Annotated in this window: 10 protein-coding genes; 7 read left to right on the forward strand and 3 right to left on the reverse strand. The window is 68.4% G+C overall.

Annotated elements, in window-relative coordinates; all coding sequences use genetic code 11:
- On the reverse strand, nt 1–607 hold a 607-nt coding region (locus ACWEOO_RS17120), incomplete at its 3' end, for an SGNH/GDSL hydrolase family protein (RefSeq protein WP_452143774.1).
- 79 nt (nt 608–686) lie between these two features.
- On the opposite strand from ACWEOO_RS17120, the gene ACWEOO_RS17125 reads away from it, so the two are divergent.
- The 6 genes from ACWEOO_RS17125 (at nt 687) to ACWEOO_RS17150 (ending at nt 9,421) form a co-directional block, all read left to right on the forward strand.
- Nucleotides 687–3,659 carry a sacsin N-terminal ATP-binding-like domain-containing protein gene (locus ACWEOO_RS17125; RefSeq protein WP_452143775.1) on the forward strand — a complete coding sequence of 991 codons (2,973 nt, stop codon included), beginning with the start codon at nt 687–689 and terminating at the stop codon, nt 3,657–3,659.
- 250 nt (nt 3,660–3,909) lie between these two features.
- Complete coding sequence (locus ACWEOO_RS17130; protein WP_452143776.1) at nt 3,910–5,751, forward strand: ABC transporter substrate-binding protein; 1,842 nt, start codon at nt 3,910–3,912, stop codon at nt 5,749–5,751.
- Nucleotides 5,748–6,842 (forward strand): ABC transporter permease, encoded by a 1,095-nt coding sequence (locus tag ACWEOO_RS17135; protein ID WP_359923754.1) that lies wholly within the window; start codon nt 5,748–5,750, stop codon nt 6,840–6,842. The genes ACWEOO_RS17130 and ACWEOO_RS17135 overlap by 4 nt, the downstream gene beginning before the upstream one ends.
- A 5-nt stretch (nt 6,843–6,847) precedes the next feature.
- Nucleotides 6,848–7,723: an ABC transporter permease gene (locus ACWEOO_RS17140; protein ID WP_452143777.1), complete on the forward strand. Its 876-nt coding sequence runs from the start codon at nt 6,848–6,850 to the stop codon at nt 7,721–7,723.
- A complete protein-coding gene (locus ACWEOO_RS17145) occupies nt 7,716–8,537 on the forward strand; it encodes an ABC transporter ATP-binding protein (RefSeq protein ID WP_359923759.1) in 822 nt (273 codons plus the stop codon). The genes ACWEOO_RS17140 and ACWEOO_RS17145 overlap by 8 nt, the downstream gene beginning before the upstream one ends.
- Nucleotides 8,534–9,421 carry an ABC transporter ATP-binding protein gene (locus ACWEOO_RS17150; RefSeq protein ID WP_452143778.1) on the forward strand — a complete coding sequence of 296 codons (888 nt, stop codon included), beginning with the start codon at nt 8,534–8,536 and terminating at the stop codon, nt 9,419–9,421. Before ACWEOO_RS17145 ends, ACWEOO_RS17150 begins: the two co-directional genes overlap by 4 nt.
- A gap of 96 nt (nt 9,422–9,517) precedes the next feature.
- Here ACWEOO_RS17150 and ACWEOO_RS17155 read toward each other — a convergent pair whose 3' ends face one another.
- Complete coding sequence (locus ACWEOO_RS17155) at nt 9,518–11,551, reverse strand: phosphocholine-specific phospholipase C (protein WP_452143779.1); 2,034 nt, start codon at nt 11,549–11,551, stop codon at nt 9,518–9,520.
- A 143-nt stretch (nt 11,552–11,694) separates the two neighbouring features.
- Between ACWEOO_RS17155 and ACWEOO_RS17160 the strand changes: the two genes are divergently transcribed.
- Nucleotides 11,695–12,336, forward strand: coding sequence for a histone deacetylase (locus tag ACWEOO_RS17160; RefSeq protein ID WP_452143780.1), 642 nt, complete (start codon nt 11,695–11,697; stop codon nt 12,334–12,336).
- Here ACWEOO_RS17160 and ACWEOO_RS17165 read toward each other — a convergent pair.
- Nucleotides 12,301–14,388: a M6 family metalloprotease domain-containing protein gene (locus ACWEOO_RS17165; protein WP_452143781.1), complete on the reverse strand. Its 2,088-nt coding sequence runs from the start codon at nt 14,386–14,388 to the stop codon at nt 12,301–12,303. The two genes, ACWEOO_RS17160 and ACWEOO_RS17165, sit on opposite strands and share 36 nt — an antisense overlap.
- Nucleotides 14,389–14,571: the final 183 nt, after the last annotated feature.

Raw genomic sequence — 14,571 nt, forward strand, 5'->3', positions numbered from 1 at the left:
CGGCTGCCTTCGCGAAGGCAGCCGCCAGGCCGTCGGCCATCAGCGCGATGCTCGGCAGTTGCTCCTCGTTCAGCGGTACGTCGAGACGCGGCCGGGTCGCCGGTCCGACCAGGCTGAGGTAGTCGACGAGCAGGATCCGCGCCTCGGGGGATCGCTTCCTGGCCTGCTCGACCACGGCGGTCAGCGAATCCGTGACGGCCTGGTACGCCGCGTCGTCGGTGAGGTAGCTGACCCGCGCACGGATCCGGTTCGCGACCCGGCGGCCGAGGATCGTCGCGGGTTTCGCGATCGTGTTCAGGAAACTCCCGCGCAGGAACTTGCCGACGTACTCGAGGTCGTTGCCGCCGGCCGTGATCGTGACGAGCGCCGTCTCCGGCGTGAGTGCTTCCAGTTGCGGCGGCGCGTCGTCCTGCCGGGTGTCGAGCAGGTGCGCGGTCGTGGCGCCGGAGTACGAGACGTCGACCAGGTCGAGGCCGAGCTCGCGCGCGACCAGGTGCGCGTAGTTGTTGCCCGAGCGGCCGGCCTGCGGGTGCTCGATCGGGCTGATCCCCGGGCCGGCCGCGAACGAGCTGCCGAGTGCGACGTACCGACTGCCGGATGTGATCACCGCACCACGATAGATGATGGCTCCCACCTCTCCACCGGACGCAGAAACCCGGTGCCCGGCGGTACGGCATACTGCGTCGGTGACTGACGACGCCTTCGGTACGACGGGAATCCGCGAACGGGTGCTGGCCGGGTGGGCAGCGGCCCCCGTACGGTTCCGCGAGGACGCCAACGCCGAGGAGGAACTCGCCCTCGGCGGGTACGTCGACCGGCTGGTCGTCGAACTGGCCCAGAACGCCGCCGACGCAGCTGCCCGCGCCGGCACTCCCGGCCGAGTGCTGTACGAGTTCCGCAACAACACCCTCGTCGTAGCCAACACCGGCGCTCCGCTCGACGCAGAAGGCGTCGAGTCGCTCGCCACCCTGCGCGCGTCGGCAAAGCGCGAGGTGCTGACAGCCGGACCGGACGACGCGGGGGAGCCGGTGGGGCGGTTCGGGGTCGGGTTCTCTGCCGTGCTGGCGGTGACGGACGAGCCAGTGGTGTTGTCGCGGACCGGCGGGGTGCGGTTCTCGAAGGCGGACACCGCGGCGGCGATCGCCGACCTCGGCAACGCGTCCCTCGACACCGAACTCCGCCGTCGCGACGGTCAGGTGCCAGTTCTGCGGCTGCCGTTCGCGACCGAAGGCGAACCGCCCGCCGGGTACGACACCGCCGTCATCCTCCCGCTCCGCGACGAGGCCGCCGCGGCCCTGGTCCGCCGCCTGCTTGCCGACGCCGACGATGCTCTCCTCCTCGCTCTCCCCGGCCTGGAACGCATCGAGATCGAGACCGAGGACGGCCACCGGATCCTCGAGAACGTCAATGCCCGCTGGCACATCCACCGCGCCGCCGGCACTCTCGACCCGGCTCTTCTCGCCGACCGGCCCACCGAAGAACGGAGCCGACCGAACTGGTCCGTTGTCTGGGCCCTCCCACGCGGACCGCTCACCGACCTGCCCGGAGTCGTCCACGCGCCCACCCCGACCGACGAGCCGTTGGCACTACCCGCGTTGCTGTTGGCAACCTTCCCGCTCGACTCCACCCGGCGGCACGTGGCGAAAGGCCCGCTGACGGATCGGCTCGTCCAGGAGGCGGCGACAGCGTACGCGCAGCTGTTGCAGGAGCGAGCCGCGGAGGGCGACGACGTACTGCGGCTCGTGCCCACCGGTCTCGCGGCGGGTGCACTCGATCGAATGCTCCGCGACGAGATCCTCACAACCCTGCCCCGGACCCCGATGCTCCAGGGCGTCGACGGCGCCGTACTGCGGCCGTCGGAGGCGGTGCTGGTGGAGGGCGCCGACGAGGCGTTCGACGCCGTACTCGCACCGCTCGTCCCGGGGCTGATCCACGCGCGCCGTGAGGACCGAATCGCGCTGGATGCCTTGCAGGTAAAGCGTCTCGAGCTCGCCGAGGTGGTGGACCAACTCGGGGGAGAAGAGCCGCCGCACTGGTGGCGCGCGCTCTACACCAGCCTCGCGACGATGACCACCGACCCGCTGATCCGCGAATCGCTCGGCACCGTCCCGGTTCCGCTCGCCGACGGCCGGCTCGTCCGCGGCGCCCGCGGACTGCTGCTGCCCGGGCCCGAGATCCCGGTCGGCACGCTCGCCGCCTTCGGTGCGTACGGCGTCCGCGTCGTCCACCCGGACGCTGTCGACCCGGTCCTCGAGCGTCTCGGCGCGATCCCCGCGACACCTCGCTCACTCCTCGAGGACGGCGCGGTCCGGGCCGCGGTCGAGCACTCCGCCGACGCCGACGATCCGGACGCGATCGCGGACGCCGTGCTCAGCCTGATCGCCGCCGACCCGGCGCAGGCCGACGGACTCTGGTGGCTGTCCGACCTCGTCCTGCGCGACGCCGACGGCGACCTCGTGCCCGCGAACGCCTTGGTGGTCGAGGGTTCCGACGCGCACGCCGTCCTCGACGCCGAGGAGGTCGCACCGATCGCGCGCGACCTCCTCGACCGCTATGGACTGCCCGCGCTGGAGGCCGTCGGCGTCCTCGCGTCGCTCGGTGTGGTCGCGGCGTCCGACGTCACGCTCGACCGGTTGCCCGAGGCCCTCCAGGATCTCGACGGCATCGAGGACTGGGCGTACGACGTCGCCCCGGACGGATCCCGCTTCGGTGCGACCGTCGGCGAACTCGAGGCGATCCGCGACCTCGACTGGATCACCGAGGACAGCTGGCCGAAAGTCCTTCAGTTGCTGGGATCCGACCCCACACTGCGCCGCGCGCTCGTCACGCAGGTACGGGTCGTCGGCCCGGACGACCGGCCGCTCGGCGTACCGTCGTACGCGGCCTGGTGGATCCGTGAGCACGTCCTGCTCGACGACGGCGAACCGCTGGCCGGACGGGCCGACCCCGACGCCGAACCGGTGCTCGCGACCTTCCTCGAGGAGGCGCCCGCCTGGACCGCCGGGCTCGATCCCGAGGTTCGGACGGCGGCCGGCCTGGTCCGTGACGTCACCGACCTCGACGCCGACGGCCTCGCCCTGGTGCTCGACCGGCTGGCGGACCCCGAGCGCGAGGTGGACGAGGCGTCGATCCTGCGGCTGTGGAACCGGCTCGGCACGCTCGCGCTGTTCCCCGGCGACGCCCCGGCCCGGGTCCGGGTGCTCGACGCCGACGGGACGACCCGGGTGACCGACGCGGAGCACGCCGTGGTGGTCGACGGCCCGATGTGGGTCCAGCGGGACGACCTCGGCGGGTTCGTGATCGGATCCGGCGCGGCGGCGGACGGGCTCAGTGACCTGTTCGACGTACCGCTCGCCCAGGAAGTTGCCGAGGGCAAGCTTGACGCCGCCGGCACGGAGGCCGACGTCCCGGCGCTGGTCGGTGAGCTGGTGCCCGAGGTGCCGGCGACCTGGTGGGAGCACGAAGAGCTCACCGTCGACGGTGTCGAGGTGTCGTGGTGGGTGGACGCCGGCGGCGCCCCGCACGCGGCCACCTTCGACGGGCTGGCGAAGGCGCTCGCCTGGGCCGCCGGGCGCTGGGACCGGCGGCATGTGATCCGCGCGGTTCTCAACGAACCGGACCGATCCGTGGAACTTCTGGTCGACGCCGTCTACGACTGACCGGAACCGGCCGCAGGGCCCGAAAATACACTCCGCGTGACCGTCGCTGGAAGCGTTTCCGCGTACGGCGTCACGGAGAGCGAGCCAACGTTGTCATCGGTTGGTATATCGACTGATCTGCGGATATAACCTCACGGTTTCAACGTGGGAATGAACTCTTGCCAACGTTGTCAGGCCTACTTATAGTCCGTGGCACCTCTCGGTCGGTGATCAGCTCGTCCGCGCAACGGAAACGGAGGTGACTTTCGTCATGAACGAAGCACCGCGGCCCCAGTTCGAAGACGTCAACGACGTCGTCCGCTATCAACTGAGTCGGCGAAGCCTGGTCGGAGGAGGTGCCGCGGCCGCGATGACCGCCTTCCTGGCGGCCTGCTCCGGCGGTGGCTCCTCGTACTCCGACAAACCGGCGAACAACAACAAGCCCGTCGCCACCAAGTCGATCCAGATCGGCAAGGCCAACATCCCGGTGCCGCGGGACCAGGCGGTCATCGTGGGCCAGGTCGAGTACACGGTCTTCGACAGCTTCAACGGGATGATCCCGAACGGCTCGCCCGGCGGCGCCGGCGTCGAGCTCAGCACCGAGCCGCTGTTCTACCTCAGCTTCGCCACCGGCGAGATGAAGCCGTGGCTGGCCACCGAGTACAAGTACAACGACGACTTCACCGAGGTCACGTTCAAGTTCGACCCGAAGGCGCACTGGAACGACGGCAAGCCGCTCGGCGCCGCCGACTTCAAGTTCACGATCATGCTGCTGAAGGACCGGCCGGACCTGTTCGGCGGCGGCGGTGAGCTGAAGGAGTTCGTCAAGGCCATCGACGTTCCGGACCCGCAGACCGCGGTCGTGAAGCTGCTCAAGCCGACGCCCCGGTTCCACTACAACTTCATCTCCGCGATCGCCGGTCCGCCGCTCGGCATCATGCCCGAGCACATCTGGAAGACCCAGGACCCGACCAAGTACAAGGACAACCCGCCGGTACACAGCGGTCCGTACAAGCTGAAGCAGGCGATCCGCGCCCAGAAGATGTTCGTCTGGGAGAAGGACCCGAACTACTGGAACAAGGACAAGCTCGACGTCAAGCCGCAGTACGTCGTCTTCCAGAGCACGTCGAAGCAGCTCGACCAGGCGTCACTGGCGTTCGAGCGCGCGGAGTTCGACGTCGGCTCGATCGACGAGCAGCACGCCAAGCAGCTGCGCAACACCGGCTACCCGGCCCTGCAGACCACCCAGTTCCACGACCCGAACCCGCGGGTGATGTGGCTGAACTGCGACCCGTCGCGGGGCGTGATCTCGGAGCCGAAGATGCGCTGGGCGATCAACTACTGCCTCGACCGGGACAAGATCGGCAAGTCGATCTGGCCGGTTCCGGTGCCGGCGGCGCAGTACCCGTGGGCGGACTACCCGACCAACGACAAGTGGAAGGACGACGAGATCGCGAACAAGTACAAGTTCGAGTTCTCGCCCGAGAAGGCCACCCAGTTGCTCGACGAGATCGCCCCCAAGAACGCCGCCGGAAAGCGGATGTACAAGGGCAAGGAGATCAACCTCGAGATCATCACGCCGTCGCCGGTCGACGGCGGCGAGTACGCGATCGCGAACGTGCTGAAGACCGAGCTCGCGAAGGTCGGCGTCCCGGCCACGCTGCGCAGCCTGGCCGGCAACGTGCACGACGAGAAGTTCCAGCGCGGCGAGTACGACATCGACTCCAGCTGGGCCGGGATCGCGATCGACCCCGAGCAGCTGTACACCGACTGGACCAGCGACAAGTACCAGCCGGTCGGCAAGAACGCGGCCGGCAAGAACAAGCTGCGATTCCGGAACGCGAAGTTCGACGAGATCTCCAAGAAGCTGGCCGGGCTGAACCCGGAGAGCGAGGAAGCCAAGCCGCTGCTGAAGGAGGCGCTGGAGATCTACTTCCAGGAGCTCCCGATGCTGTCGGTGATCCAGACCGGCTACCCGTCGTACTTCAACACCACGTTCTGGAAGGGCTGGCCGACCGACGACGACCTGTACGAGGTCCCGCTGAACTGGTGGCAGCACTTCATCTTCGTCCTCGGCAAGATCGAGCCCACCGGGCAGAAGGGCCCGGCGTGACGGCGGAAGCCCCGCCGGTGGTAGCTGTCGACAAGAGCCAGGACTCCGCACCCCGTTCGGGGGTGCGGGCCTGGCTGTCGCGGCATCCGCTGGCGGCGTACGCCCTGCGCAGGCTCGGGTTGTACGTGGTCGAGCTGTGGGGTGCCCTCACCATCGCGTTCTTCTTCTTCCGGCTGATGCCGGGTGACCCGATCAACACGCTGATCCAGACCCTGCAGCAGAACTACATCTACAACCAGACCGCGAGCGCGGAGATCATCGCCCGCTACAGGCACGAGTTCGGCCTGGACGGGAACCTGCTGACGCAGTACGTGACGTACATGCAGAAGCTGGTGCTGCACGGCGACCTCGGCCCGAGCCTGATCAACTACCCGACGCCGGCCCAGACCGTCATCCTCCGGTCGTTGCCCTGGACCATCGGTCTGCTCGGCATCTCGGCGGTGCTGGCCTGGATCCTCGGCGTCGTGATCGGCGCGATCGCCGGCTGGCGGCGCGGCAAGCTCGGCTCCGCGATCGCCACCAACCTGTCGATCGCGCTGTCGCACGTGCCGTACTTCTTCGTCGCGCTGATCCTGGTGTACATCTTCGCGTACTCGATGGGCGTGTTGCCTGCGAGATCGGCGTACGACTCCAACATCAATCCGGGGATCACGCCGGAGTTCATCGGCAGCGTGCTCAAGTACGGACTGCTGCCCGGCCTGTCGATCGTGATCATCGGGACGTTCAGCTGGATCCTGTCCACCCGGATGCTGATGATCCCCGTGCTCGGCGAGGACTACCTGGTGTACGCCGAGGCGAAGGGCCTGAAGGGCTGGCGGATCCTGACCCGGTACGCGCTGCGCAACTGCTACCTCCCGCAGGTCACCGCGTTCGGCATCTCGCTCGGCTTCATCTTCAACGGCAATGTGCTGGTCGAGCAGCTGTTCAACTACCCGGGGCTCGGCACCACGCTGGTCACCGCGATCCAGCAGCTCGACTTCAACACGATCCTCGGCGTCACCGACATCGCGATCTTCTCGGTGCTGACCGCTGTCCTGCTCCTCGACCTCTTGCTCCCGCTGCTCGACCCGCGGGTCAAGTACTGGAAGTGATGGCGATGAGAATCCTGACCGCGGTACTGCGGACGATCCGGAACAGCAGGCGCCTCGCGACCGGACTGGCCATCCTCGGGGCGCTGGTGCTGATCGCGTTGTTCAGCCCGCTGATCACCAAGGCCATCGGTGGTGGCAAGGACCCGATCGAGCTGGCGGCGTACGACAAGTGGCTGGTCCCGGGGCCTGATCATCTGCTCGGCACCGACCAGTTCGGCCGCGACGTGTTCGCGATGGTGGTGAAGGCGCTCTCGGTCTCATTGCAGATCGGCGCGATCGCCGGTGTCATCTCGACGGTCGCCGGTGTCGTCGTCGCGTTCGTCGCCGGCTACAAGGGCGGCTGGATCGACAACGTGCTCTCGACGTTCACCGGGATCCTGCTCGTCATCCCGACGTTCCCGCTGCTGATCGCGCTGTCGGCGTACGCGAAGAACGTCAGCCTGTTCCAGGTCGGCGTGATGATCTCGATCTTCTCCTGGCCGTTCGCGGCCAAGACGATCCGGTCCCAGGTGCTCAGCCTGCGCACCCGGCCGTACGTCGACCTGGCGCGGGTCAGCAAGTCGCGCGACCTGGAGATCATCGTCACCGAGCTGCTGCCGAACCTGCTGCCGTTCATCGGCGTCGGGTTCGCGTCGTCGGCGCTGGGCGCGATCTTCGGCCTGGTCGGACTCGAGATCATCGGCCTCGGGCCGGGCGGCGTGATCGACCTGGGCCAGATCATCTTCAACGCGATCGGCACCGGTGCGCTGACGCTCGGAGCGTGGCCGATGTTCGTCGTACCGATCGCGCTGCTGACGCTGCTGTTCGCGGCGCTGAACATGGTGAACATCGGGTTGGAAGAGGTCTACAACCCGCGGCTGAGGGGAGTGGCCGGTGAGTGACGTGTCCGGGAACGTCCTGGAGGTCAAGGGACTCGAGGTCGCCTACTCCACCAACCGCGGCGACGTGAAGGCGGTCCGCGGGATCGACCTCGACGTCCGCCGCGGCGAGATCCTCGGGATCGCGGGGGAGTCGGGCAGCGGGAAGAGCACCCTCGCGGTCGCGCTGCTGCGGCTCCTGAAGGCGCCCGGCAAGGTGACGGGCGGTTCGGCGATGTTCCATCCGGCCGGACGATCGCCGGTCGACCTGCTGAAGGTGCAGGGCGAGGAGCTGCGGGTGCTGCGGTGGTCGGCGCTGTCCTACCTGCCGCAGGGCTCGATGAGCTCGCTGAACCCGGTGATGCGCGTCGAGGACCAGTTCAAGGACGTCATCCTCGAACACGCGCCGCAGCGCCGGGACTCCTTGGGCGAGCTGATTCCGCGGCTCCTGGCGCAGGTGGGCCTCGAGCCGCGGGTGGCCCGGATGTACCCGCACGAGCTGTCCGGTGGGATGAAGCAGCGGATTCTGATGGCGATCGCGGTCGCGCTCGAGCCCGACCTGGTGATCGCCGACGAGCCGACCACCGCGCTGGACGTGACGATCCAGCGGGTGATCCTGCAGTCGCTCGCCGATCTGCGCACCGACTTCGGCGTCACGCTGATGGTGATCTCGCACGACATGGGCGTGCACGCACAGCTCGCCGACCGGGTCGCGGTGATGTACGAGGGCCGGCTGGTCGAGGTGGGCGGCGTACGGCAGGTGTTCAAGGATCCGCAGGACCCGTACACCCGGCAGCTGATCGATTCGATCCCGCAGGTCGGACGGAGGGCCTCATGAAGTCGGAACTCGAACTCCGCGGCGTACAGCAACGGTTCCACGCCCGCGGGGTCGCGGAAGGGTACGTGACCGCGGTCGACGACGTGAGCTTCACGCTGGCCGCGTCGCCGCCGCAGATCGTCAGCCTGGTCGGTCAGAGCGGCAGCGGGAAGAGCACGATCGCCCGCAACGTGCTCGGCCTGCAGAAGCCCACGGCCGGATCGGTGCTGTACGGCGGGAAGGACATCTTCAAGCTGAGCCGGGCCGAGTACGACGAGTACCGGCGCGACGTGCAACCGGTCTTCCAGGACCCGTACGCGATCTTCAACCCGTTCTACCGGGTCGATCGCGTGCTCTGGAAGGCGGTGAAGAAGTTCAAGCTGGCGTCCACCCGGGAGGCCGGTCTCGCGCTGATCGAGGAGTCGCTGCGCGCCGTCCGGCTGGAGCCGGAGAACGTGCTCGGGCGGTACCCGCACCAGCTGTCCGGCGGTCAGCGGCAGCGCATCATGCTGGCCCGGGTGCACATGCTGCGGCCGTCGTTCATCATCGCCGACGAGCCGGTGTCGATGCTGGACGCCCAGGTGCGCCGGCACTTCCTGGACATCCTGCTCGACTTCCAGCGCGAGCACGGCATGACGACGCTGTTCATCACCCACGACCTGTCCACGGTCTACTACCTCGGCGGCGAGGTCATGGTCATCACCAAGGGCCAGATCGTCGAACGCGGCCCGGTCTCCGAGGTGATGCACGAGCCGTCGCACGCGTACACGAAGCTCCTCCTGGACTCCATCCCGCAACCCGACCCCGACCAGCGCTGGACCAGCCGCATCGCAGTCGACGAACTCGACCAGGTCGACGACAACACCCCGGCCGACACGACAAAGCCGGAAGCCCCGATCATCTGACGTTTCAGTGGTTCACCGTCCGCGTTGCCCCTTCACCCCTCGCATGCAGCGGGCGAAGGGGCAAGCGGCGAGGTGAACCCCTCGAACGATCCCGGATCAGACGGTCTTGATCGCGGGGTCGCTCACGCCCGCGGCGCCGGTTTCGACGTGGCCGGCGAAGCGGCGCAGGTAGGTGGTGTCGGCGGTGGTCGTGACGGAGACGTCGTACCAGCGGTTCGTGGTGGTGACGGTGTAGGTGGTCTGGCCCGTGCGGAGGGCGATCTGCTTCGGCGTGCCGCCGTAGGAGTTGGCGAGGGTGACCGTGCGGGCGGCGTCGGACGTGAAGGTGAGGTCGACGTTGCCGGTGGCCGGGTTCTCGCGGGCGGTGATCTCCAGGCCGGTGGCGGGCTTGCCCTTGAAGGTGCGGAGGAAGCCGTTCGGGCCGTGCACCGTGAGGTCGGTGACGCCGCCCGAGTAGATCGGGTTCCAGCTGTCGGCGACCGTCTTGCCGGCCTCGGTGGTATACGTCCACGGGCCGTCGGTACGGTTCGCGGACGTGATCAGGAACTGCGCGCCGGCGCGTGCCCCGGAGCCGAACGTCAGTCGGTACTTGCCGTCGGCAACGGCCCCGTCGACGACCGGTGCGTACGGCAGCGGACGGGTACGACGGGAGCCGCGCTCCTGGGCCGGGAGCTGACCGACCGCGGGCGGCGTCGGTACGTAGTCTGGGTGCCGCTTGTTGTCCGGCGGCTCATAGGCGCTGGTGTCCGGCAGCTGCGCCGGGCGTGTGGCCGACGTACCGAAGTCGAACGCCGAGGTCAGGTCGCCGCAGATCGCGCGGCGCCACGGCGAGATGTTCGGCTCGTGGACGCCGAACCGCGTCTCCATGAACCGGATGATCGACGTGTGGTCGAACACCTCCGAGCACGTGTAGCCGCCGGTGCTCCACGGTGACACCACCAGCATCGGGACGCGCTGACCGAGACCGTACTGGCCGTGCGCGGCCTTGCTGCCGGTGTACAGGTCCGGGTTCGGGTCGACCGTCGACAGGCCCTGGTTGGCGTCCATCGGCGGGTACGGCGGTACGACATGGTCGAAGAAGCCGTCGTTCTCGTCGTAGGTGATGAACAGCGCGGTCTTGCTCCACACCTCGGGGTTCGCGGTGAGCGCGTCGAGCACCTGGGAGATGTACCAGGCGCCGTAGTTGGCCGGCCAGTTCGGGTGCTCGGTGAACGCCTCCGGCGCCGCGATCCAGGAGATCTTCGGCAGCCGGTTGTTCTGCACGTCCGCGGCGAGCTGGGCGAACAGGCTCTCGCCGGCCTTCGCGTTCGTGCCGGTGCGCGCCTTGTCGTACAAGGGGTTCCCGGGCTGCGCGTTGCGGTAGTTGTTGAAGTACAGCAGCGAGTTGTCGCCGTAGTTGCCGCGGTAGGCGTCGTTGATCCAGCCCCAGCTGCCTGCTGCGTCCAGGCCGTCGCCGATGTCCTGGTAGATCTTCCACGAGACACCGGCCTGCTCGAGCCGTTCCGGGTACGTCGTCCAGCCGTAGCCGGCCTCGTCGTTGCCGAGGACCGGGCCGCCGCCGGTGCCGTCGTTGCCCGTGTAGCCGGTCCACATGTAGTACCGGTTCGGGTCGGTGGAGCCCATGAACGAGGTGTGGTAGGCGTCGCACACCGTGAACTTGTCCGCAAGCGCGTAGTGGAACGGGATGTCCGCGCGGGTCAGGTACGCCATCGTGGTCGGGCTCTTCGCCGGGATCCACTGGTCGTACTTGCCGTTGTTGAACGCCTGGTGCGCGTCCGGCCAGCTGTGCGCGAGGTCCTGGATGAACTGCAGACCGAGGTTGTCCGCCTCCGGACGGAACGGCAGGATCTCCTTGCCGAGCGCGTTCTTCTGGTAGAACGTCGGCTTCCCGCTCGGCAGCGTGACCGGCCGCGGGTCACCGAAACCGCGGACGCCGTTCATGGTGCCGAAGTAGTGGTCGAAGGACCGGTTCTCCTGCATCAGCACGACGATGTGCTCGACGTCCTGGATGCTGCCGAAGCGGCGGTGCGCCGGGATCGCGGCGGCCTGCTCGATACTGTCCGCCATCGCGGTGAACGCGGCCGACGCACCGGCCAGCTGCAGGAATCTCCGGCGATTGATGTCTGGCATACGGGTCTCCTTGTCGGGGCGGGTGGAGCCTCCCGGCACCTTAGTCTGAACGTTTAACTGACGGAAGGTGAACCGTGCTGTTCAGTTGAAGTGAGTTTCAAACTATTGTGAGCGGCAGCTGGTGGCCGGCTCACGGAGGTGCGGTGGATCGCGTCTGGTACGTCGCCTACGGCTCCAACCTCGCCCTCGCACGATTCCGCTGCTACCTGTCCGGCGGACGGCCACACGGTGGCGCCCGGGTGTACCCCGGTTGCCGTGATCGCTCCGATCCCACCCGCACCGCAGGGGTCCTGGTTCCCGGTGGTCTGGTCTTCGCCGGCGCCTCCAAGGTCTGGGGCGGCGGCTCCGCCTTCTACGACGCTTCCGCGCCCGGTCAGGTCGCCGCGCGCGCGTACCTGCTGACGCCCGGCCAGGTCGGTGACGTCGTCGCGCAGGAAATGCGTCGCGAGCCCGGCGGCGAGTTCGCGTGCGACGTGGCGGCGCTGCTGCCCGACGTCGACGCGATCCACACCATGGGCCCCGGCCGGTACGAGACCGTGGTCCGCCTGGGGGAGCGCGACGGCGTACCGATGTTCACCGTCACCCACGACAGCGCCGCGGACCTCGAACCGGTCGCGCCCACCGCGCCGTACCTGCGCTGGATCGCGACCGGCCTGATCGAGGCCCACGGCTGGGCGCTCACGCGCGTGATCGACTACCTGCACGCGGCGCCGGGCGTCGGTCTGGCGTGGACGCCCGGCGCGCTGCGGTCAGCGCTTGACGGCGATGCAGGTGGCGGTCGCTGACTTCGTCGGATCGCTTTCGGAGGTGGCGGTCAGGGCGATCTTGGCGAGCGGACCGGCACCGGCCGTGGTGTGGACGGGGACGGTCACCTGCTGGCCCGCGTTCGCGGTGGCGAGTGCGTTCGGCAGGGAGATCGGCCAGTCGTCGGACTTCGCGGACAGGCGGTAGACGTCGCCCTTCACGTACTGCGTGATGTCCTCGGGGCCCGACGTCGTACCGGCCTTGCCGGTGTTGGTGAGGCTGAAGCTGCAGGTCTGGACGCCGCTGCGGTCCGGCTTCGCGACGGCCGGCAGCAGCCGTACGCCGCGCTGCTGGGCGCCCGCCCCGTCGAGGGAGCGGATCGCGACGGTGTAGGACAGGATGCCCTGGCGGTCGCGGTGCACGTTGGTGACGTAGAAGTGCAGACGGTTCGCGGTGTCGGTGTACTCGTACTCGCTGCCGGAGTTCGTGCCGGCGTGGAACAGCGCGTCGGACAGTTGCCGGTAGTCGCCGATCGTGATCGGGACCTTCGTGCCGTCCGGCAGGACGTAGTCGGTCATGTTGATGTTCTGCGGGTTGGCGTCGATGACCCACTCGAACGGCGCGCGGTCCTGGTTCTTGGTCTTCGCGAGCAGGACGCCGGCGTCGGGCGTGAACGAGTCCGTGCCCATCCGGTCCACCACCTCGACCGTGTAGTTCTGATAGCCGCGGCCGTCGCACATCGGGTCGGTCGCGGTGCTGCACGGTGCGTCCAGATCGCCGGCGCCGCCGAGCTCGATGTTGATCCCGGACAGGTCCTTCGCGCCCGGGTTCACGCTGCGGGCCTTCACGTTCGCGACCACCACCCCCGACGACGCGAGCGCCTCGCGGGACAGCCGCAGCACGTTCTGCTCGTCGACCATCTGCAGCTTGATCTTGTTGCGCAGCATGTGTTGCGCGCCCATCGACGCGCCGCCGGTGGCCGGGATCATCCAGCGGCTGTGCGGTCCGCCGGGGCCGTTGAAGCTGCCCCGGCTGAGCATCTCCCAGATGCCTGTGTACGCGCGCCGGGGCGGGACGCCGTACGGATTGTTGTAGTTGTCGCCGATGCCGAGGATGTGGCTGAACTCGTGCGCGAACACGGCCATCCCGGAGCTCTCCGCCTGGGTCGACGAGCCGCCGCCGGCGTTCGGCCAGATCGACGCGCCCGCGGCCCACGACGTCCAGTCGACGTACCGGGTGTCGGACCAGTTCGGCAGCGCCGGGTCCGGCGGGCCGAAGTCGTCGGTGACGTCCTCCTTGGTCGGGAACTTCATCATCCCGAACTCCTGCCAGGTGGACGACTCGTCCTGGCCGGCGCTGAGGAAGAACACGAAGTCGTAGCCGGCCGGTACGTCGGGCCCCTGGTCGGCGACCCAGGCGGCGCGGCCGTCGGTGCGGATGTCGCGGTCGCAGGTGTCGCCGGCGGGGCAGGCCGTGGGGCCCTGGAACTCCATCGCGTACTCGTGCGACTTGCCGGGCATCCGGTACGGGCCGAACGCGGTGAGGTCCACGCCGTACCGGCCGCCGGAGTCCTCCATCCAGTACTCGTGCAGCGTGTGGCCGTGGTTCAGCGGCTCGGGCTTGTTGAGGAAGTCGTGGTAGAAGCTCGCGACCTGGTCCCGCGGTACGCCGTTGGCGGCGGCGCTGGGATTGCCGAACACGGTCGAGCCCTTGGGCTGGGTGACCACGAAGTCCTGGTTCGGGTAGTCGAGCAGCACGAGCGCGCCCTTGAAGGTGCGCTGGGATCCCAAGACCTTTGGGTCGGCCCAGTTGGTCCCCGGTGGTTTGACGTAGTCGTCCCACGTCATGTGGTCCGGGTTCTCCCAGTTCTGCGGGTCGATCGGCCCCGGCAGACCGCTCGAGAGCGTCTTCGCGACGCGCGAGTCCGGCCCCGACTCCTGCCAGGGCTGCTTCTGCGGCCAGTGCGGATACTGCCAGGCGTTCACCGGATCCGGCGGCGCCGCAGGCGCGGCCAGCGCCATCGAGGGCACCGAAACAGCAGCCAGTACGGCGACCAGCTGCACAACACGACGAAACTTCCGTTGCTCAGACACGGGCGGGCATCCGATCAATGAGGCGGGACAACGGGCAGCCACGAGCATGCCCGCAAGACACAACTGACACAACACGACCCGGCGCGCTGCACCGCGACTTTGAGCACCCACCAACCAGTTCGCGGCGTCCGAAACGGTTGATGGGTGCTCAAAGCAGGATTGCATACAGTATGGTGGCGTCTT

It is taken from the genome of Kribbella sp. NPDC004138 (assembly GCF_053603655.1).